The following is a 21,868-nucleotide window of genomic DNA, read 5'->3' as shown; positions in this document are numbered from 1 at the left end:
CCGAGCATGGGGAATATTCTCCCCGGCGTGTCGCCGCCGGGACGGGAACCGCGACACGACGACGGTTCTCCCGCGACGCAAGGGCTGATCGCATCGTCTGCCCGAACACCGGGGAGGGGCTTCCTTACCCTGATGACATGAACGGGAACGAGCCTGAACTTCGCTATGTGCTGCACGACGGCATGCGACGCGACGATGCAGTCGTGACGGTGGACGACGCCCTTGACCTGCTGAAGGGCAAACGCGGGGAGGTTCTGCTGGTGGCCGGCCCGCCGTCGAGCGGCAAAACGTCGTTCGCGTTCGATGTGCTGGTTCGAGGACTGCTCCACGATGACGGGTCAGCGGTGATGACGGTCTCCGACCGCCACGCGGCGGATCTGCTCAGCGACCAGGCGATCCGCCGTCTCGGATCGTCCCGTCAGGCCCGGCCGGTCACCACACTGTCGGCGGTCGCGTTCCGGCTCATCTCAGCGGTGCGCAAACGCGCAGGCAGTGCGTTGCCGAGACTGCTCAACGGCGCGGAGCAGGATGCTCTGCTCAAACAAGTGACCGAAACGCACCGAAACCACGTGGCGGCCGGAGAACTATGTGGCACATGTCTGCTGCTGCGGGACTATTTCGGTGCCGACGACTGGTCGAACGTGATGTTCGGCAGTGCCGGCAAACGGCGGACGGGCAATGATACGGATGCGGACGATGAGACGTCGGGTGCCGGCCGGGGCGTCGGGGACGCGTTCGTCATGCAATTGCGCGACATGATCTCGCGCATGAACGAACTGGGCGTCACGGAATCGGCTGAAGCCAGCATCCTGGATGCGCTGGGGAACTGGTCGCCCCATATCGAGCGGCTTCGGTTGCAATGGCGACTTGCCTTCGCGCTGAGACGACAATACCGGCAGATGGTCGAAGAGGCGTACCCGCACGAATACAGACTCGATTCGTCGCGTCTGCTGGTGGAAGGCGCGGCCGCCACGGGCACGATTGCGGCGGCCGGGCTGCCTCGCCTCATGGTGATCGACGACGTTCAGGATCTCACTCTGGCCGGGTTCGGTTTCCTGCGTACGCTCCATGAGCGTGGAACGAATCTGGTCTTGGTGGGCAATCCCGATGAATCGGTGCAGACGTTCAGAGGCTCCTATCCTGAATACCTGTTTGCCCAGGCACGTCAGCTGCTCGGAGCGAGGACGCTGCGCATCGAGCCCGTGCGAAACGACGGTTCAGCCGCGACCGTCTCCTATAAGGAACTGGTCGAATCACGGGTGTCGCTGTCCATTCATTCCGCCGTGGACGACGATATGCCCTTGCCGTCCCGGCCTGGCAAACTGCCACAACTGGCGGGAAGCCTGCCCGTCGAACCATTGGATGACGCGGATGCCATGCCGCTCGACGGCAGCATCGTCACGGCGATGTACCGCAGCGAAAGCGAGGAACTCGACGATATTGTCTGGCATATCAAGCGGGCGCATCTGCATGACGGTCAGGCATGGAACGACATGGCGGTGATCGCGCACGACAACGCCACCATACGGCGTTTCGGCGAACGGTTGCGCCGGGACGGAGTCCCCGTGCGATACTCGTCGGTGACCAGACCGCTCAAGGACGAGCCGTTCGTCCAAGGACTGTTCTCGCTACTCGAGCTGGCCGACCTGCACAATCGGTCACTGGACGACATGACGATGAGCCTGCCGCAAACGGCCGCGTTCGTCCGCTCCCGCGTCACCACGCTGATGGGCAGCCCCCTGATCGGCATCGGCGTCGAACGTAACCGTGAAGGACGCCCGGCACGACTGGCCGGCGTGGAAGCCGCAATGGGATCCCTCGGAGCATTGTCGGGAGTACTCGATGATGATGCCGGCCCGACGGACGAGCGGCAGACACCGTTGCGCTTGCTGGTCGCGCAATGGGACGCGCTGCGCAACGGCGTGATGGAGGCACAGGAGTCCCAGCAGACAACCTACGACGATTCGCTGGTGGACGATCATGCGCTCGCCGGAAACGACTTGCCGTTCGGCGTGGATGCGTTGTACCTGATGCTGGAATTCAGCGATGCCGATGCCGTGCTCGCATCCATCCAGTCGGTATGCGGAGGAGACCCGCATGCCAAGGCGTTTGCTCACCTGTGGAATCTGGTGCAACGGGTGGCATCAGGATTGCGCGAGCTGCCGTCGCGTGAGCCCCAATATGCTTTGGCTCTGGCTTGGGATGCATGCGGCGTCGCCGCACGATGGCAGCGTGAATCGCTGGACAACACCGATGCCGGGCGAAGCGCCAACGATCGCTTGGACACGGCGATGCGCCTGTTCGATTACGCTGCCGGTGCCGCCGCCGGCGACTGGCGTGATTTTCTCGACAGGGTTCGGCAGATGCGCATCGAGGCGGATTCTCTGGCCAAGGTCGCACCGCTCGACCAGGCCGTCACGCTCACCACTCCGGCCGGGGCGGCCGGCCGATACTGGCAGTTGGTATGGATGCCGGCGTTGCAGCAAGGCGTATGGCCGAATCTCGCCGCGCGCAACACCATGTTCGGCGGTGAGGATCTGGCCGACATGATGCTGTTCGGGCATATCGACAACGATGCGGGAGCACAGTCTGACCCGGGGCTGGCCGCCGTGCTAGCGTCGGAACAGAAAAGCCTGCTGGTCGCCTTGACCCGCGCGATCCGGCAGGTGTCTGTCAGCGCCGTATACAACGATGATCTGGTTCCATCCGATTTCCTGTACGGCTACCTTCCGGAACGATTCGACCGGCAGCGTGATGCCCAGACCAACCGGCGCGAATACGCATCGATCGCCGAAACCGATCGATTCCACGGTCTGGACGCGACCGTGCGGGGAATCGTGGCATCCGCGCGAACGACATTGGTCACCAGCCCGGAACATTCCCCGGAACACCGGGATGCGATCGATACGCTGCGGCTGCTCGCCGAACATGACGTCGACGCCGCCGATCCTCGTACCTGGCCGTTCGTGAACGCCGATGACGGCGCGCCTGGCCGTCGCGCCGACGGTAAGAAATCTGAGGATGAATCGGTTGCGGCCAAACCGCCCGTCGTCGTGCTCTCGCCTTCCGATGTGGACAGCATCTGGGCCTGTCCGGTGTGCTGGCTGATGGACCGCCGGTTCACCGGCCCTCGGGCCGGCAGTGTCTCAGCGTCGTTCGGCTCGCTGATCCACGCCGTCGCCCAACGGGCCAGCGAGGAAGGGCTGGACTTGCCGTCGGCGTTCCCCGATCTGGCGGCCGAACAGCGGCAGCAAGCCGTGGCCGAGCGCATGATGGACATCTATCACGAGCTGGCGGAACCGCCGTCCACCTTCATGGATGCGGTCAGCCGGTACGATGCCTTGCACAAGGACGCCTCCGCGCACACGGTGCTCGACAACATCGCCGCATACTTCGTGTCCTCGAATACCGCGGAATATCCGTCCGGCAACGTCGGCACCATCGAGGTCGGCACCCTGACATCCGCCGAATGCGAGCGTTCCTTCTCCGCACGGTTCTCGCTGTCCGATATCGTGGCTGCCTACAACGCCATCGACGGGGTGTCGCCTGTCACCTCGGGCGAACTCATGACCATCATGGGATCTCTGATCGGCGGTTGGCCCGAGGCAATGGACGAGGCCATGACGATTCGGCTGACCGGTCGTATCGACCGTCTCGAACACCGTACGTTGCCGGACGGCGGCGAACAGATACGGTTGATCGACTACAAGACCGGATCGGTGCCCCCGGTCAAGGCGATATTCAACGATCTGCAGTTGGTGTGCTACCAGCTGGGCCTCGCGTTCCCGGAAGACCACGCATCGGAAGACGCCGGCCACGATGGCTCGCCGTACGTCGCGCAGAGCGTGCTGTTCCATGTGATGTCCAACGACGCGCCGGCCAAGAGCTACGGTCAGGAAAGCCTGTACCAGCCGGCATTGTTCCGGGGCAGGTCGCTTAATGCCGGCGTGTTCGCGGGCCGATACCATTACCAGAAACCATCGGTGGTCATGGATATCCCCGAGCTGCCGTTGGAGCCGCCGGAGGGAGTCCGGGAGCCGGCGTGGAGATCGTTCCTTGAACTGCGCGGCACCCAGGCGGTATGGTCGCTGACCATGATCGCCCGCGTGTTCTATGCCGCGGCCGCCAGCCGGTCCACGGTTCTGGAAGCGCGGCCGCAGCCCTCCCATATCAAGCGTTGCCGTCTGAAGTCGGTGTGCCCGGCATGCGCCGGACAGATCGACACCGTTTTTGAAACGAGGCAGTCATGAGTCGATTCACCGATAGCGCCGAACAATCGCGGATCATCCATGCCCCCGTGAACGAGAACGTGCTGGTGGTCGCCGGTGCGGGCAGCGGCAAGACCTACACCATGACACGCCGCATCACCACGCTGATCGAACAGGGCGTGTCGCCCGAACGCATCCTCGGCCTGACCTTCACCCGCAAGGCTGCTTCCGAACTGCTGGCGCGAGTGTCGGCGGAAGTCGGGGCCTCAGGCGGAACCTCACATCCGGGAGTCATGTTTCTCAAGCCGGAAGTGATGACGTACGACGCCTTCTTCCAATCGATCGTGCGCCAATACGGTCTGCTGGTCGGATTCGACCGGGATACGCAGCCGTTGAGCGACGCCGGCGCAATCAGCCTGGCCACCGTGGTGATCGACCGGCATCAGGACATGCTGCTCACCTACGATTTCGGCTCGTTCAATGCCGTTGTGGGCAAGGTGCTTGACCTGTCGCATGCGATCGGCAACGCGATGATCGGCGGCGACATCGCCACGGTGGATGAGGCGATCGAGCGCATCCGTGCATGGGATCAGGACTTCCTGCGGCAGTTGGGCGAGGCAATCGGCACGCGGCCGGTGCCGCAGGACATGCCCAAACCCAAAGCGCCCAAACCAGGAAAGAAGGGGAAGGACGCCAAGTATCTCGCCAAACTCGAAACCTACCGCGCTGATCTGGAGAACCTGTGCGTGTGGCGGTGCGGCGCCCTGCGCGAGGTCGTGCGCCGGCGCGAGGCCCTGCTCGGCTTGGTGGAGGAGTACGAGCAGGAGAAACGCCGCCAGAACATGGCGGAATTCAGCGATTTCACGGTCGCCGCATACCAGCTGGTGTCACGGTTCCCGTCGATTGCGGCACGATACAGGCGCAGGTATACGCATGTGTTGCTGGACGAATATCAGGACACGTCCACCACGCAGGCCATGCTGCTCGCCGCGCTGTTCCATGCGGATACGGCATCCGGAACCGAATCTGAGACCGGAGAGAAAACAACGGCGGACGGGGCGTTTGCGGAGCCCCTGTCCGCCGTCCGGCAGGCGAGTAGCGCAATGGCCGGCGTCTCATCCTGCGTGAGCGCGGTCGGTGACCCGTTCCAATCGATCTACGCGTGGCGTGGAGCCAGCCCGGGCGCGTTCCGCATGTTCCAGCAGGATTTCGACATGCCGACGGACACGCAGCCGTATCCGTTGAGCGTGACGCGACGCAATCCACGCATCGTGCTCGAAGCGGCCAACAACCTAACGCTTCCCCTGCGGTTGCCGGCGAAGCGCGCCAGCAGTTCGATGATGCACGAAGTCGACGTGGCCGAACTCTCCCCGGTGAACGACGCATCCACAGGCACGATCGGCGTGCTGGGATTCGACACGTTTGGGCAAGAGGTCGATGCGGTGGCTCGGTTCGTACGTCAAGCGGTCAGGAACTATGCGTTTACCGACAAGGACGGCAAGCCTGCCGACACGCAGGATATGCATCCTCATGTGGCTGTGCTGTTTCGAGGTAAAACCCGTATGGCGGCATTTGCTCAAGGATTGGAGCAGGCGGGGCTGACGACGCTGGTCGTCGGCCATTCCGCCTTGCTGGAACGTCCCGACATGCAGGATCTGATGGCGCTCCTGCACGCGGTGGCCGACCACACCGATGCCGGGGCGATGATGCGGCTGCTTGCCACGCCGCGCTTCGGTCTTGGCGCCGAGGATCTGACCGCATTGGCGTCGTTGGCGGATCGGCTGGACACACAGTACCGGTACCGTGCATTGATCGAAGCCGGACTGATCGAGGCGGAGGCGTCGGATACCGCGGTGGACCGGCGTCGGCAGACCGACATCGTGCGCGAGTACCGCGACCGTGTGCCCCACGCGGTGTTCCTGATCGATCTGCTGCTGCGCGGCGATCTTGACGATCTGTTAGGTCAGGATGACGCCATCGATAATAAGGCTGCAGCGGCCATCAGCCGCGCCGGCACCATGCTCAGACAGGTGCAGGCCGTCGCCAACCACCCGTTGAACGAGGTGATCGAAACCGCGGTGCAGGCCCTGAACCTCGACATCGACATGATCGTCGCCCAGACGATCGCACAGCCGGACAAGCCGATCAGCATGGCCGCCGCCCGCTCCGGCGTGGACTCGATCATCTCGCTGGTGAACACCTATACGCAGGAGATCCTCGAAGGCCAAAACCCGACCCTGAGAGGATTCATCGCATGGATCGACTCGCTCAAACAGGTCGAGGAGGAGCAGACGACGGTGCCGGATACGCCGGCCGACGTGGTGCTGATGACGATCCATCAGGCCAAAGGTTTGGAATGGGATGCGGTGGCCGTGGTGGGCATGGCCGCGAACGCTTTCCCGAGCAGCAAAAGCGGTTTGCGCATCAGCGAAGACGACGATCATCCCGGTGGATGCTCTCCGACGACCGGACGCTGGAGGCCGCCTGAGTACCACACCGGCGTATCGACATGGCTGGATGACGAATCGGCCGTGCCGGTGCCGGTGAGGGTGGATGCCGGAATCTTGCCGCGCTTCCCACATGACGCGGACCCGAGCGCCAGCCCGAGCGAGGCGCTGCGCATGCTAGACGACGTCGTGGTGATCGACGACGAAATCTACGGTGACATGCGCGGCGCCGACATCGGCGACGGCATGGATGAAACAGACCCGGACGGCTGGTATCTGACCCAGTCCGAGGAATACGGCCGGCGGTTGCTCGCCGACGAGCGCCGGCTCGCCTATGTGGCGTTGACCCGGTCCAAAAGCGATGCGTTGCTTACCTATAGCCGATACGGTGAGCCGGGCCGCGATCCCAGGCCGCTGTTCGAACGGGACGGTCGCAAGCCGACCGCCGTCGGACCGTCGCTGTTCTGGAACGAGGTACGCGATTCGCTGTGTCATCATGACGATCTGGTGCCTGTCGCACCCGCATCGCCGTCGGCAACAGAGCCGGACGGTGGCGAAGACGCTTCGGAGTCATCCGCGGGCCGTCGGCAAGCCGAAGCGACGCTTGCCGAAGCGACGCTGGATTCGATCGGAGCGGCCAGGCCCGACGGATTCTTTGTCGGTGAGCATGCCGCCGCATACGAACGGGAGGTTGTGGAACGGGCATGGTCCGCGCCTCTCGAAGCACATGCCGATGCTGTCGCCCTGCCATGGCCGGCGTCCCTGTCGGATGAGACGTTGGCGCGATTGCGCTCCGGCGTCGGGGAATTGGAAGAGGCGCTGGATAAGGACCGGGCTCGCCGAAACATGGAAACCGGTTCGGGCGTAAACGACGAACTTCTTGCCGCTCGCGGCGGCACTTTGCTGTCGCGAGCGGCAATGTTGGTCGCGGACCCCGATCTCATGCCACATGCATATGAGAATGACGCCGAACTGGACGAGCGGGTGCGTCTGCAGGCCGCACATCTGCTGGCGCAGAGCCGCCAATCGGTCACCGCGCTGCAGACGAGAGCCGGGCATCTGGGCAAGAAACAGATGAGCGGCCTGTGGCGTGGCATTATCCGGCCCGTTCCCCGCGTCGCGTCCCCGGCCGCCGAAGCGGGAACCCTGTTCCACGCGTGGGCGGAGCAGTTCACCACCGCATACGATGACGGCGAGAACGCAATCGATGATGCCTCCATCGGATCGCAATCCGATACCGCGGGCGACACCGTCTTCGCGACGACACCGGCTCCGCCATCACGCGATCTCATGCTTGAGGAACTGGCGGAACGGGAAACGGCGATGCGAAACGAGTCCGGCACCAGTGCCAAGGAACGCCATCTGGCCGTCTGGGAACGCCGTCTCGCAGACTCGACATGGGCGCGGCGCAGCCCGGCCTATGCCGAACGGCAGATCGTCGTGTCCATACCGCAACTGGGAGGCGGCATCGTCAACGGCAAGCTCGACGCGGTGTTCCACGGAGGACTCGACGAGACGGATACGACGAAACGGTTCACGATCGTCGACTGGAAAACCGGTTCCAGGCCGGTCAGACCGGACGACATCGACACGAAACTCATCCAGCTCGACTGGTATCGGCTGCTGCTGGCGCGGATAGAAAACCTTCCGCTGGACAGTATCGACGCCACCCTCTACTATCTGAGTGAGCCCGATGAGGGACGGCGCGAGCTTCACGCCCGCGCGAAAACTGAACAGGAGATCCTTGCCGAGTTGAGCTCCGGCATTCCGGAACAATCCGACAACGACTGACGCCGCGACGAGAACGTCGCGTGTTGCCCGCGGGAGAAAAACGCACCGCGAGCGTCGTGAACGGAGGAATGCTGCGACCCTTGGCCGGCATGTGTGGGCGGGCACACGTGCAGGACAGCAGCAACAATATAAGGAGCAGGAATCACATGGCTGCGACGAACGCAACCGTCATCTACCGGCGCATGGTCTGGGATGACCGTGACGCCATCGTCCGCGAATTCGACAACACGTGGGGCGACTGGTCCAGTGCGGCCGGCACCCCGGCCTCCATGGAACTGTCACGCCATTTCGTAATGCACTATCTGGAACCGGCCACACATGCGACCATCGCCGAACAAGACGGCAGGTTCATGGGCGTGCTGATCTCCCGCATCGCCGGCATGCCGGTCATGTTCCCCGAAGCCGGGCGGGAGCTTGCCGCCGTGGATCGTTGGCTGGAACAGGATCCGCATGGCGCGGATGCGCTGCGGGAGACCCTGCAATGGCATGCTCTGGAAACCGATCTGGAAGATGAGGTCCACGTCAACGAGACGACGCAGGCCGAGATCGAGCTGTTCCTGGTATCCGGCGCGGCCCGTGGCCACGGCGTCGGCGGTACGCTGTGGCGCGATGCCATGAGCCGTTTCGCGGCATCGGGCGTAAGCCGCTATTACCTGCACACCGACTCCAGTTGCGACGTGAGCTTCTACGCCCACAAGGGACTGGATTGTCTGGTCTCGTGGCGTGCGGCCGACCACCCGCAATACGGCGACGACATGGACGACATCTTCATCTACGCGGGGGAGGTGAACGCGTGACCTCGACAGTCGGAACGAAAGTCGCGCAATCGCCGTATGCGAAGCTGTTTCGCATCCCCGGAACCAAGGCGTTTTGCGTGTGCGGCGCCGTCGCGAGACTGCCGATCTCCATGATGAGCCTCGGCATCGTGCTCGCGCTCAACCACCTGTACGACAACTGGACGGTCGCCGGGTCGATGAGCGCCGCGTACATTCTCGCGGTGGCCGTCGTCACCCCGTTCTACGCGCGCATGTTCGACCGGTTCGGCCAGCGCAAGGTCGGCTCGGTGGCGCTGAGCATCCAGGTGATCGCCATGCTCGGCTTCGCGTTCGCCGCGCTGGGCCGCGTGCCGATCCCCGTCCTGTTCGCGCTGGCCGTCGTCATGGGATTCACCCAGTTCTCGTTCGGTGCTCTGGTGCGTACCCGATGGGCGTACGCGCTGCGCGACACTGGCAACGAATCGCTGCTGAACACCGCGTACGCGATGGAATCCGCGATCGACGAGATCGTGTTCATCGTCGGGCCGATTCTCGCCGCGTTCCTCGCCACGTCGGTGCATCCGGTGTCCCAACTGTTCGTGCCCACACTTGCTTGCGGCATCGGCGGCGCGGTCTTCTTCTCGCTCAAACGCACCCAGCCGCCGGCGCTCGAACAGGTGAACGTCGCGCCGGTCAGAGCGCAGGTCGGCTCGCAGGCGGACGGGCTGACCATGCGACAGCTGCGCACCGGCGCCCCGAAAGCGAAAAGCGCCCTGCGCTACCCGGGCGTCCTGCCGATCCTCGTCGTCTTCCTCGTGTTCAACATGAGCTTCACCGCGTTTGACGTGTCGGTCACCGCGTCGATGAAGGCCGCCGGCGTCGAACAATGGCTCGGCCTGCAGCTCGCCATGTTCGCCGTCGGCTCGTGCATCGGCGCGGTGATCTTCGGCTCGCACGAGATGAAAGGCTCCCACTGGCGGCACATGGTCATGTTCCTGACCCTGCTCACGGTCGGCTTTGTGCTGTTCCGCATCATGATGGACGACTTCATCGTGCTCGGCGTGCTCGAAGTGCTCACCGGCCTGTGCGTCTCGCCGCTGTTCGCCACCGGCAACCTTATCGTCAAGGATGCGGTTCCCGCGCGCTCGCTGACCGAGGGACTGTCGTGGCTGACCACCGCCGGTTCGGTGGGCACGTCGTTCGGCTCCACGTTCGCGGGCGCTGTGCTCGATGCGGCCGGCACGCACGTGAGTATGATGATCCCGTGGATCGCTGTCGCGTGCTCGGTGCCGCTCGCCTTGCTCGGATGGGCGCTGGCCCGCAAACGCGGCTGAGCGTTCGTCTCGGCACGGTTCCGCGTGCGGAACCCGACGGAAAGGTGCGATCATGACTGCTGACGCCGTATTGGGACTGCTCGACCGTATCCACGGTACGGTCGGCGTCGTCGGATCGATGAACGCTGACTACACCGTCACGACCAGACGGCTGCCCCGGCCGGGAGAGACGGTCGTCGGTGGGCCCATGCGCATACTGCCGGGCGGTAAATCCGGCAACCAGGCCGCATCCGCCGCGCTGCTCGGCGCCGATGTGCGCATGTTCGGCGCGGTCGGGTCCGACGGCAACGCCGATTTCCTGCTCGGCACACTCGCCAAGGCGGGCGTGGACACAACGAACGTGCTGCACGTCGACGGGCCAAGTGGCACCACCGTCATCACGGTGGACGAATCGGGGGAGAACACCATCGTGTATTCGGCCGGTTCGAACGCCCGCGTCACCGTCGAGTATGTCAAGGAGGCAAGTCGGGCACTGCGTGAATCCGCCGTGCTGGGACTGTGCCTGGAAAGCCCGATCGAAACGGTCACCGCGGCCGCGCGCATCTGCCATGAATCTGGGGTGACGGTGCTGCTCAACGACTCCCCGTTCATGCCGACGTTGCCGCGCGAACTGATCGAGGCCGCGGACATTCTGCTCGTCAACGAACATGAGATGGCCCAGCTCATCAGCATGGATGAGCCGGACTGCGGACGATGGGACGATTTTGATTGGGACGACGCGCGTTCGCGTCTGCTGGAGCTTGGATTCGACCGGACGATCGTCACGCTCGGCGCGGACGGCTCCGTGATTCTGGACTCGACCGTCGGTGCCGAACCGTTCACCCGCATCGCCCCGGTGATCGTGGACGCGGTCGACACGACGGGCTGCGGCGACGCGTTCATGGGCACCGTGCTCGCCGGACTCGCTTCGGGATTCGGCTTGGACGACGCCGCACGACTGGCCTCGTACGTGTCCGCATACGCGGCCACCGGATACGGCGCTCAAGCGTCATACGGCACCGCGGCGCGGATCCGCGAACGGTTCGCCGGACGGACGGTCTGAGTCCTCTCCTGAGTCCTCTGTATGAAACGGAAGCCAAATCGGCGGACGCGAAATGCTACCCTCGCAAGACAAGAACGGCCGCAGACGAGCGCGTGAGACGACTCGCCCGGCATGATGACGACAGGTACTTGGACGTACCGAGAACAGCAATGAAAGGACACGCATCATGATTCGAGTTTCCGTGGTCGGAGCCAAAGGGCGCATGGGATCCCACGTGGTCGAGGCGGTCAATGGCGCCGACGACACCGAACTCGCGCTCGCGCTCGATGCGGGCGACGACCTGACCGCAGTCACCCCCGGCAACACCGACGTGGTGGTCGAATTCACCGTGCCGAGCGTGTCGCTCGACAACGTGCTCGCACTCGTCAAACAGGGCGTGAACGTCGTCGTCGGCACCACCGGCTGGACCGACGACAAGCTCGCGCAGGTCAAGGCCGCGCTCGCCGAATCCCCGCGCGAGCACCAGAGCGTGTTCATCGCGCCGAACTTCGCGATCTCCGCCGTGCTCGCCGATCACTTCGCCAAGGTCGCCGCCCCGTACTTCGAGTCCGCCGAGGTCATCGAACTGCATCACCCGACCAAGGTGGACGCTCCCTCCGGCACCGCCATCCACACCGCCAAGGCCATCGGCGAGGCCCGCCGCGCGGCAGGGCTCGGCGAGATGCCCGACGCCACCCAGACCGACGGTGGCTCGCGCGGTCAGGTAATCGACGGCGTGCATGTGCACGCCGTGCGTCTGCGGGGCCTCAACGCCCACGAGGAGGTGCTCTTCGGCAACGCCGGCGAGCAGCTGGTCATCCGCGCCGACAGCTTCGACCGCATCAGCTTCATGCCCGGCGTGCTCCTCGCCGTGCGCAAGGTCGCCTCCGGCGCATACCCGGGACTCACCGTCGGCCTCGACCACTTCCTCGACCTGTAAGCCGGCAAACCGGCCAGCGGATACGGATCGGCCGCGTTGCCGCACGAACCTGCTCGCGCGGTAACGCGGCCGTTTCATGTCCTGAGACGGGCCGGTCTTGCGCGTCCCGACCGAGAAGTACCGTAAATCATATGAGTGAGACGATGCATCTTCTTGATCCGGCCCCGTTCGGGCGCATTCTGCCGGCCATGGTCACCCCGATGAAATCCGATGGCTCCGTCGACTTCGACGCTGCGCAGAAACTGGCCAAGCAGCTGGTCTCGGACGGTGCGGACGGCATCGTCGTCAACGGCACCACCGGCGAGTCGCCCACCACGCACATGGACGAGAAGGTGGAGCTCGTCAAGGCCGTGCGCGAGGTCGTGAACGTGCCGATCATCTCCGGAGCCGGCTCCAACGACACCGCACACACCGTGCGCATGGTCGAGCAGACCCAGGAGGCCGGAGCCGACGCGGTGCTCGTCGTCGCGCCGTACTACTCGCGCCCGTCCCAGGAAGGTGTCTTCCAGCACTACAAGGCCGTCAACGAGTCGGCCGACAAGCCGATCATCATCTACGACGTGCCCGGCCGCACCGGTCTGCACATCCAGCTCGAGACCTACCGTCGCATGGCCGAACTCGACCATGTCACGGCCGTCAAGGACGCCACCGGCGACATTGCCGGCGCGGTACGCAAGCGCATGGAAACCGGCCTGACCTGGTACTCCGGCGACGACGGCCTCTTCCTGCCGTTCCTGTCGGTCGGCGCGGTCGGCATCATCTCCGTCATCGCCCACGCGGCTGCCGGCCCCATGCGAGACCTCGCCGACGCGTTCGACCGCGGTGACATCCACGAGGCGCAGCGCATCGCCGTGCAGCTCGCGCCGCTCGTCGAGGCGATGAACGGCAACGGCTTCCAGGCCGTCATGGCCAAGGCCGCGCTCAAGGTGCGCGGCGTCCTCGACGACACCACCATGAGGCTTCCGAACGTCGGCCCCGGCCCCGAAGAGCTCTGCCGCGCCGAAAACGGCATGAAGGCATCCGGTCTGCTGTAAGCCAGCAGAGTCAGGCCAGTCGGAACATTCAGCCCGACTGGCCTTTGACGCCTCATCTTTCTACGTCGTTCCCAGCACAGGCGGGAACACCAAGCAACAGAAAACCAACTAGGAAATGGTCACAGAACAAGAAACAACACAGCATACCGCGCGCAAGCGCACCACCAAGCGCTCCGGCGCAACCCAGACCGTGAGCGAATCCGAGCAGATGGCCGCCGCCCAGGCCGCCGTCGACCTGCTCGACAACCTCGGTTCCGACGACCGCAAGGCCGCCAAGTCCACCCGCACCCGCAAGTCCACGAAGTCGGCCAAGTCCGCCGACCGTGAGGATCGTGCGGAACGCGGCGACCAGCCGGAAAAGACTTCCGGCCGTTCCCGTTCATCCCGATCCTCCAGCCGTGGCGGCTCCCGTTCCGGCGCCGCCGGCGGCCGCCGCGTCTCGCGCACCGGCCAGGCCACCGCGCCCCAGCAGGACGCCGTGCTCATCGCGCCCCCGAAGTACCGCAAGGGTTCCCTGCGCATCGTGCCGCTCGGCGGTCTCGGCGAAATCGGCCGCAACATGAACGTGATCGAATACAACGGTCACCTGCTGCTCATCGACTGCGGCGTGCTCTTCCCCGAAGAGGAGCAGCCGGGCGTCGACCTGATCCTGCCGGACTTCGACTACATCAAGGACCGTCTCGACAAGGTCGAGGCGCTCGTGCTCACCCACGGCCACGAAGACCACATCGGCGGCGTACCGTACCTGCTGAAGCTCCGCCCGGATATCCCGCTCATCGGCTCCAAGCTCACCCTTGCGTTCGTGGAGGCCAAGTGCAAGGAGCACAACCAGCACCCGACGATGGTGCCGGTCGCCGGCCGCGACAAGATGAAGGTCGGCCCGTTCAACCTCGAGTTCATCACCGTGACGCACTCGATCCCGGACGCGCTCGCCGTGTACGTGAAGACCCCGGCTGGCACGCTCATCGACACGGGCGACATCAAGCTCGACCAGCTGCCGCTCGACCACAAGATCACCGATCTCGTCGAGTTCGGCAAGATCGGCGAGCAGGGCGTCGACCTCTTGATGATGGACTCCACCAACGCCGAGGTGCCGGGCTTCGTCAAGCCGGAGACCTCGATCGGCCCGGCGCTCGACCAGGCGTTCGCGCAGGCCAGCCGCAAGATCATCGTCGCCAGCTTCTCCAGCCATGTGCACCGCGTGCAGCAGGTCGTGGACGCCGCGCACAAGTACGGCCGCAAGGTCGTCTTCGTCGGCCGTTCGATGGTGCGCAACATGTCCATCGCCGCCGATCTTGGCTACCTGCACCTGCCGGAGGACACCGTCATCGACCTCAAGCAGGCGCACGACGTGCAGGACGACAAGATCGTCTACATGTGCACCGGTTCGCAGGGCGAGCCGATGGCCGCGCTGGGACGCATCGCGGACGGCAACCACCGCGACATCACCATCAACGAGTTCGACACGGTCATTCTCGCGAGCTCGTTGATCCCGGGCAACGAGCACGAGGTGTACAAGGTCATCAACAAGCTCGTGCAGCTCGGCGCGCGCGTCGTCAACCGCGACAACGCGGCCGTGCACGTCTCCGGCCACTGCAACGAGGGCGAGCTGCTGTACATGTACAACATCGTCAAGCCCAAGTGCGCGATGCCGATCCACGGCGAGAACCGCCATCTGGTCGCCAACGGCCTGATCGCCGTCAAGACCGGTGTGGATCCGGACAACGTCGTGCTCGCGGAGGACGGCGACGTGGTCGACCTGTACCACGGCAAGGCCGCGGTCGTCGGCTCCGTGCCGTGCGGCTACGTGTACGTCGACGGCGATTCGATCGGCGAACTGACCGACGAGGAGCTTGAGAAGCGCCGCATCCTCGGCACCGAAGGCTTCGTGTCGAGCTTCGTGGTGGTCGACACCGACAACCGCGAGGTCGTCTCCGGCCCGAAGATCTTCCTCAACGCCGTGGCCGAGGACGAAAGCGAGTTCGACAAGGTGCGTCATCAGATCGTCGAACAGTTGAACGACGCGATGATGTCCGGCATCCGCGACACGTACAAGCTGCAGCAGATCATGCGACGCACGCTCGGCGGCTGGGTCGCGCGCCAGCTGCACCGCAAGCCGATGATCGTGCCGGTCGTGGCGGACATCGCCACCGACGTGATCGAACGGTAAACGGCGATCCGCAAGTAATTTTGCACATATTTGCACATAATCGAGGCGGCGTGACCGACACAACCGGTCACGCCGCCTCACGTTGACAAGGAGTGACATGCCAGGAGCAAATCTCACCCGCATCGAGGCCGAGGAACGAGCAGAACTCATCCTCAAGCCGATCCACTACACCGTCGCGCTCGACCTGACCGTCGGCGCGAAGAACTTCGGTTCGACCGCCACCATCGAATTCGACGCGAAGCCGGGCTCCACCAGCTTCCTCGACCTCATCGCCGACGAAGTGAGCACCATCACGCTCAACGGTCAGTCCCTCGACCCGGCCACGGCCTACGCCGACAGCCGCATCGAACTGCCGAACCTCGCCGAACACAACACGGTCACCGTCACCGCCCTGTGCCGCTACTCGAACACCGGCGAAGGCCTGCACCGTTCCGTCGACCCGTCCGACGGCAACATCTACCTGTACTCCCAGTTCGAAGTGCCGGACGCCCGCCGCGTCTACGCCGTGTTCGACCAGCCCGACCTCAAGGCCACGTTCGACTTCTCCGTCCTCGCCGCCTCGAGCTGGATCGTCACCTCGAACATGCCGGTCAAGTCCGTCACCGCCACCGACCGCGTCACCGCGGAGGGCACGCTCGGCGATCACGCTCCCGAAACCGCCAAGCAGTGGGTGTTCGAGACCACGCCGACCATGAGCTCCTACCTGACCGCGATCTGCGCCGGCCCGTACGCCGAATGGCACACCGCCTACCGCAACGAGGACGGCCGCGTCGTGCCGATGGCCCAGTACTGCCGCCAGTCGCTCGCCGAAGCGTTCGCCAAGGACGTCGACTACCTGTTCGACATCACCAAGAAGGGCTTCGCGTTCTACGCCAAGACGTGGGGCGTGCCGTACCCGTACGCCAAGTTCGACCAGATCTACGTGCCCGAATACAACGCAGGCGCGATGGAGAACATCGGTATGGTCACCATCCGCGACTCCTACGTGTTCGAATCCAAGGTGACCGACGCACTGGCCGAGCGCCGCGTCGTCACCGTGCTGCACGAGCTTGCCCACATGTGGTTCGGTGACTACGTGACCATGAAGTGGTGGAACGACCTGTGGCTCAACGAGTCCTTCGCCGAGTTCACGTCCACGCTCGCCACCGCCGAGGCGACCGAATGGCATGACGCGTGGGCTACGTTCTGCTCCGGCGAGAAGAGCTGGGCGCTGCGCCAGGACCAGCTGTCGACCACGCACCCGATTGTGGCTCCCATCAACGACCTCAACGACACGTACGTCAACTTCGACGGCATCACCTACGCCAAGGGCGCTTCCGTTTTGAAGCAGCTCGCGTTCTACGTGGGCCGCGACAAGTTCTTCCAGGGCATCAACGCGTACCTCAACAAGCACGCGTACTCCAACGCGACGCTCGCCGACCTGCTGGGCGAACTGGAGCTGACCTCCGGCCGCGATCTCAAGGCGTGGAGCGCGCAGTGGCTCGAACAGTCCGGCATCAACACGATCACCACGCAAGTCAAGACCGCCGCGGACGGCACGATCGAGCAGCTTACGCTCAAGCAGAGCGCCCCGATCGAGCATCCGGTGCTGCGTTCGCACCGTCTCGCCGTCGGCTTCTACAACGAGGATCCGGAAACCGGCAAGATCGTGCGCACCGACCGGTTCGAACTTGACGTGAACGGCGAGACGACCGTCGTCGCCGAGGCTACTGGCAAAGCCCGTCCGTCGCTGATTCTCGTGAACGACGACGACCTGACCTACACCAAGCTGCGCTTCGACGACGCGTCGCTCACGTTCGCGATCGAGAACCTGCACCGCTTCGACGACGCGCTCGCCCGCGCCGTGATCTGGCTCGCCCTGTGGGACATGACCCGCGACGGCGAACTGGCGGCGACCGAGTTCGTCGACACGACGCTGCGTCTGCTCGCCACCGAAACCGAGTCGACCACGTTCCGCTACGCGCTCGCCTGCATGAGCACCGCCGCCTGGCACTACACCGCGCCGCTCGCCCGTGCGTCCGTCATCGAGCACGTCGCCGCTGAACTGTGGAAGCTTGCGACCGCCGCTCCGGCCGGCTCCGACCAGCAGTTCCAGCTCGCCACCGCGTACCTCGGCTACGGCGAGGAGGGCGACGAGGCGTTCGCCGCGAACGCGAAGGGTCTGCTCGACGGTTCCATCAAGCTCGACGGCCTCGAGATTGACAACAACTTCACGTGGACGCTCGTCAACGCGCTCGCCTCGGTGAACGTGTTCGCCGAAGCCGACATCGACGCGCAGCTCGCCAAGCGCGACACCACCGAGAACCGCGAGTTCGCCTACGGTGCGCGCGCGGTGCGTGGCACGGCTGAGGCGAAGGCGTGGGCGTGGGATCAGGCGCTCAACAACGACGAGCTGACCAACTCGCAGCTCGAGGCCGTGGCCCGCGGATTCGCCGCGACCCCGCGCGCCGACCTGGCCGAACCGTACGCCGAGCGGTACTTCGCGACCGTCGACTGGATCTGGGAGCACAAGACCTTCCACATGGCCGAGGCGCTGCTCGAGGGCCTGTACCCGGGCTACGCCGACCCGGCCGCGCTGGTCGAGCTCGGCAACGAGTGGCTCGCCAGCCATGAGACGGCTGACAACGCGCTGCAGCGCATTATCCGCAGCAACGTCGAGTCCTCGCAGCGCACCCTCAAGGTCCGCGACTTCAACGCGGCCCTGTAGTCCCCGCAACCGGGGCGCACGCTGATCGGCGGTGGTCATGAACGGCCTGCCGATCGCGGCTCTTGTGCCGTAAGCGGCAGGCTTCCCATCCGGAAGTCTGCCGCTTTTCGTATGCCCACATGCGTAAGGCGTGCGTGACCGAGATCACGGGAACGACATGTCCCGGTAATCCGCGGGCAATACCGCCGACATGCGTTCTGCCGCACTATGGGAACATGCCCATCACCATCCGACAGCTGCTCGACGATCCGCAGCTCAAGCTCGCCACCGTCTATGACGGCGGTGGCGAAACGCTTGACAACGGTGTGATCTGGGTGCATCCGACCGATGTGGTCAACGCCGCGCAGTACGCGGAACCTGGCGAGATACTGCTTACCTGTTCCACGAATTTCCCGCTCGAAAGCATGGGCAACGTCAACGATCTTTCTCTGCTCAAACGCGATCTGCGCAAAGTGGGGCTGTCGCCGTCGATCAGGAATCCGCAGGAGGCGTACGCGCGCCTGTATCTGCAATATGTGGCCGATCTGAGCCGCGCCGGCGTGCTGGCCATCGGATTCGGTGTCGGCATCAAGCACGATCGGATCCCGCAGGCGCTGATTGATGCGGTGCGCCAGCATCATATGGTGCTGTTCGAAGTGCCGGTCGAGGTCAATTTCTCGCAGATCGTCAAAACCGTGCTGCGCGCGCAGGCCGAGGAAAGCGAGAACCTGCAGCGTGTCATGTATTCCGCTCAGCGTGAGCTGTTCGAGGCCTCGAATGCGCCCGAACCGATCGAATCGGTGGTCGGCGCGTGTGCCAGACTCACCGGTGGATGGGCCGCGTTCGCCCGTCCCGAAGGCGATATCGTGGCCATCTCCAATCAGGTGATGCACCGGCAGGCGTCCGACCTGATCCACCAGCTGATCCGTGCCCGCAACCAGTCCGGTTCCCGGCAGAAGACCATGTTCGGTTCGGCGAAATCCAGAGGCCAGTACTGCGTGTGCGCGGTGGAACATGACGGCGCCCTGCTGGGCATGATCGTGGTGATGGCCGATCGGACGGAGTCGGGCGGGGCGTTGCTGCGGTCGGTGGACATCGCCGCGGCGGACGCGTTGTCGTGCGCGCTGCCGCGCAGGATGGACGAATACAGGATGCGCTCGCGGCTGCGTTCCATCGTCATCGAACAGATCATGGGAGGCCAAGGTGAGTCGGGGGCGGCGTTCGTCGGCGAACTATGGCATTGGCGGTTGCGGTTCCCGGTCTGCGTCTACTGTTTCGAATGCGCGCACGATGACGGTCGGATGCTCGATCTGCTCGATTCGATGATCGCGGACGAGTCGATATACGGTCAGGTGGACGGGCTGATGTGGATCGTGGCCGGCCATGAGTATGCGCTGCACGTGGAACGGTTCGTCTCGGACCAGCTCAGCGACGGCGAATACGGACGGGCCGAGGCCGGGTCGATGACGATGCTTGCCGAGGCATGCCGCGAAGCGCAGCAGAACCTCAGACTGTGCTGCGCATCAGGGCGCGACGGCGTGGTCGACATGCCCGCGCACGAACTGGTCAGCCCGGGCATCGCGCAGTTGTATGCGAAGGAACTGTTCTCGCCGCTCGGCACGCTGACGGACGACGATCGCGCGTCGCTGATCGGCACGCTGCGCACCGCGCTGGCCACCGCGTTCAACGTGGGTGCGACGGCCACGCGTCTCGGCGTGCACCGTCATACGGTCGAAAACCGTCTCGGCAAGCTCGAACGGCTGCTCGGACTGGATTTCTCGAAGGAGTCCGACCGGGTGAAGGTGTGGATCGCATGCTCGTTCATGCGAGACGACGCCATGTCAACTTTACGTTAACTTCGATGACGAAGTGAGAACGCCCCGCGTAACACCGTCGATACGCGGGGCGTCGTCGTATCGGGTCCGCATCGGATCGTGCCAAGACGAAAACGGCGCCGTTGCAACGTTATGCGATCGTCGTCGACGCTACGACATCAATCGGTAACATTCGGCGCGCGTTGGACGAGCCGTCCAGCACACCCGCCTGCCGCTGGCGGATCGTCCATTGAACGCGCCTGTCGGACGGCGGACAATACACCGTACCAGCGCTTGAAGTGCACGGCGCTCCTCAACCATCACCCATCATCACACGGCAAACGACAACCAGAGGAAGTGTTGCAGATGTCACAGGAAATCAAGGATTCGGATATCGTCTTCGCCGACTACAAGGAATACCTCAGCCCGGCCCTGTCCAAGGCCACCAGCCTGGTCGTGGAATCCGGCAAGGGCATGTACCTGACCGACGTGAACGGCAAGCGGTACATCGACTGGGTGCAGGGCATCGCCGTGAACGCGCTCGGCCACGCGCACCCGCGCGTGATCGCCGCCGCCAAGGCGCAGATCGACAAGCTCGTCACCGCGAGCTTCAACGTGGTCAACTACCCGTCCACGCTGAAACTGGCCAAGCGCATCGCCGAGGTCACGCCCGGAAACCTCGATTCCATGCTGTTCGCCAACGGCGGCGCGGAGGCCACCGACGCGGCCATCAAACTGGCCCGCGTGCTCACCGGCCGTCCGGCGGTCATCGCGTTCAAGGGCTCGTTCCACGGCCGCACGATGGGCGCGATCAGCATCACCGCCTCCAACTCGTTCTACCGCAAGGGCATCGAGCCGCTCATGGGCGGCGTCTACTTCGCCCCGTACCCGTCCAAGGACTTGTGCCCGGCCGGCTACGACGCCAAACAGCGTGCCGACTGGTGCCTCGACGAGGTACGCCGTCTGTTCAAATACTGCGTGGCCCCCGACCAGGTGGCCTGCATTTACGTCGAGCCGGTGCAGGGCGAAGGCGGCTACGTGGTGCCCGACCCGAGCTTCCTGCAAGGATTGCGCGAGATGTGCACGGCCAACGGCATCATGCTGGTCTTCGACGAGATCCAATCCGGCTACGGCCGCACCGGCAAGATGTTCGCCGGCATGCACTCCGGCGTGGTGCCGGACATCATGGCCGTAGGCAAGGCCATCGCCGGAGGTTTCCCGATGAGCGCCGTGATCTCGACCACCGAGAACATGAACCGCTGGCTGCCCGGCATGCACGGCGGCACGTTCGGCGGCAACCCGGTGGCCGGTGCCGCGGGGCTCGCGGTGCTCGACGAATTCGCCGAGAAGGACATCGTCGGCAACGCGGCGAAGGTCGGCGCGTACTTCAAGACCCGTCTGCTCGAACTGCAGGCCAAGTACCCGTTCATCGCGGACGTGCGCGGCGTGGGCATGATGCTGGCCATCGAATTCGGCTCCAAGGGCGACATGAACGGCGCGGACATCTTCCACGCCGTATCCGCCGAGGCGCTCAAGGAAGGCCTGCTGCTGCTCGGCTGCGGCGCCGACCATGACGCGGTGCGCTTCGCCGCCCCGCTCAACTCCACCACCGACGAGATCGACGAGGGACTCGCGGTGCTCGACAAGGTGCTGGCCACCATCTGATCC

Annotated in this window: 11 protein-coding genes; all 11 read left to right on the top strand. The window is 64.6% G+C overall.

Annotated elements, in window-relative coordinates; genetic code table 11:
- Window positions 1–182: 182 nt before the first annotated feature.
- The 11 genes from KIH76_RS06720 (at window position 183) to KIH76_RS06670 (ending at window position 21,865) form a co-directional block, all read left to right on the top strand.
- A complete protein-coding gene (locus KIH76_RS06720) occupies window positions 183–4,250 on the top strand; it encodes a PD-(D/E)XK nuclease family protein (RefSeq protein WP_219070009.1) in 4,068 nt (1,355 codons plus the stop codon).
- On the top strand, window positions 4,247–8,446 hold the full coding sequence (locus KIH76_RS06715) for an ATP-dependent DNA helicase (protein WP_214373690.1): 4,200 nt from the start codon (window positions 4,247–4,249) through the stop codon (window positions 8,444–8,446). Before KIH76_RS06720 ends, KIH76_RS06715 begins: the two co-directional genes overlap by 4 nt.
- A gap of 146 nt (window positions 8,447–8,592) precedes the next feature.
- A complete protein-coding gene (locus tag KIH76_RS06710) occupies window positions 8,593–9,243 on the top strand; it encodes a GNAT family N-acetyltransferase (RefSeq protein ID WP_236036884.1) in 651 nt (216 codons plus the stop codon).
- Window positions 9,240–10,535 (top strand): MFS transporter, encoded by a 1,296-nt coding sequence (locus tag KIH76_RS06705; protein WP_338023609.1) that lies wholly within the window; start codon window positions 9,240–9,242, stop codon window positions 10,533–10,535. The genes KIH76_RS06710 and KIH76_RS06705 overlap by 4 nt, the downstream gene beginning before the upstream one ends.
- Window positions 10,536–10,587: 52 nt before the next feature.
- Window positions 10,588–11,577, top strand: a complete 990-nt coding sequence (locus KIH76_RS06700) for a ribokinase (RefSeq protein WP_214373688.1) — start codon at window positions 10,588–10,590, stop codon at window positions 11,575–11,577.
- A 166-nt stretch (window positions 11,578–11,743) separates the two neighbouring features.
- The gene (gene dapB / locus KIH76_RS06695; protein WP_214373687.1) at window positions 11,744–12,496 is read left to right on the top strand and encodes a 4-hydroxy-tetrahydrodipicolinate reductase; all 753 of its coding nucleotides are present in this window, start codon (window positions 11,744–11,746) and stop codon (window positions 12,494–12,496) included.
- 143 nt (window positions 12,497–12,639) lie between these two features.
- On the top strand, window positions 12,640–13,530 hold the full coding sequence (gene dapA, locus KIH76_RS06690) for a 4-hydroxy-tetrahydrodipicolinate synthase (protein ID WP_420829262.1): 891 nt from the start codon (window positions 12,640–12,642) through the stop codon (window positions 13,528–13,530).
- Window positions 13,531–13,645: 115 nt separating this feature from the next.
- The gene (locus KIH76_RS06685) at window positions 13,646–15,700 is read left to right on the top strand and encodes a ribonuclease J (protein ID WP_420829260.1); all 2,055 of its coding nucleotides are present in this window, start codon (window positions 13,646–13,648) and stop codon (window positions 15,698–15,700) included.
- A gap of 97 nt (window positions 15,701–15,797) precedes the next feature.
- The gene (pepN, locus tag KIH76_RS06680; protein WP_219069958.1) at window positions 15,798–18,407 is read left to right on the top strand and encodes an aminopeptidase N; all 2,610 of its coding nucleotides are present in this window, start codon (window positions 15,798–15,800) and stop codon (window positions 18,405–18,407) included.
- 215 nt (window positions 18,408–18,622) lie between these two features.
- Window positions 18,623–20,242 (top strand): PucR family transcriptional regulator, encoded by a 1,620-nt coding sequence (locus KIH76_RS06675; protein ID WP_219069956.1) that lies wholly within the window; start codon window positions 18,623–18,625, stop codon window positions 20,240–20,242.
- A 324-nt stretch (window positions 20,243–20,566) separates the two neighbouring features.
- Window positions 20,567–21,865 carry an aspartate aminotransferase family protein gene (locus KIH76_RS06670; protein ID WP_214373683.1) on the top strand — a complete coding sequence of 433 codons (1,299 nt, stop codon included), beginning with the start codon at window positions 20,567–20,569 and terminating at the stop codon, window positions 21,863–21,865.
- Window positions 21,866–21,868 lie beyond the last annotated feature (3 nt).

The sequence above is a fragment of the Bifidobacterium simiiventris genome (assembly GCF_019331715.1).
Taxonomy (GTDB): Bacteria; Actinomycetota; Actinomycetes; order Actinomycetales; family Bifidobacteriaceae; genus Bifidobacterium; species Bifidobacterium simiiventris.
Note: the sequence above shows the minus strand (reverse complement) of the source record. Positions and strands in the feature narration are given on the sequence as shown.

Coding starts and splice junctions, on each gene's coding strand:
- KIH76_RS06720 (WP_219070009.1), top strand. CDS start 183: ATGCGACGCGACGATGCAGTCGTGACGGTGGACGACGCCCTTGACCTG.
- KIH76_RS06715 (WP_214373690.1), top strand. CDS start 4,247: ATGAGTCGATTCACCGATAGCGCCGAACAATCGCGGATCATCCATGCC.
- KIH76_RS06710 (WP_236036884.1), top strand. CDS start 8,593: ATGGCTGCGACGAACGCAACCGTCATCTACCGGCGCATGGTCTGGGAT.
- KIH76_RS06700 (WP_214373688.1), top strand. CDS start 10,588: ATGACTGCTGACGCCGTATTGGGACTGCTCGACCGTATCCACGGTACG.
- dapB (WP_214373687.1), top strand. CDS start 11,744: ATGATTCGAGTTTCCGTGGTCGGAGCCAAAGGGCGCATGGGATCCCAC.
- dapA (WP_420829262.1), top strand. CDS start 12,640: ATGCATCTTCTTGATCCGGCCCCGTTCGGGCGCATTCTGCCGGCCATG.
- KIH76_RS06685 (WP_420829260.1), top strand. CDS start 13,646: ATGGTCACAGAACAAGAAACAACACAGCATACCGCGCGCAAGCGCACC.
- pepN (WP_219069958.1), top strand. CDS start 15,798: ATGCCAGGAGCAAATCTCACCCGCATCGAGGCCGAGGAACGAGCAGAA.
- KIH76_RS06675 (WP_219069956.1), top strand. CDS start 18,623: ATGCCCATCACCATCCGACAGCTGCTCGACGATCCGCAGCTCAAGCTC.
- KIH76_RS06670 (WP_214373683.1), top strand. CDS start 20,567: ATGTCACAGGAAATCAAGGATTCGGATATCGTCTTCGCCGACTACAAG.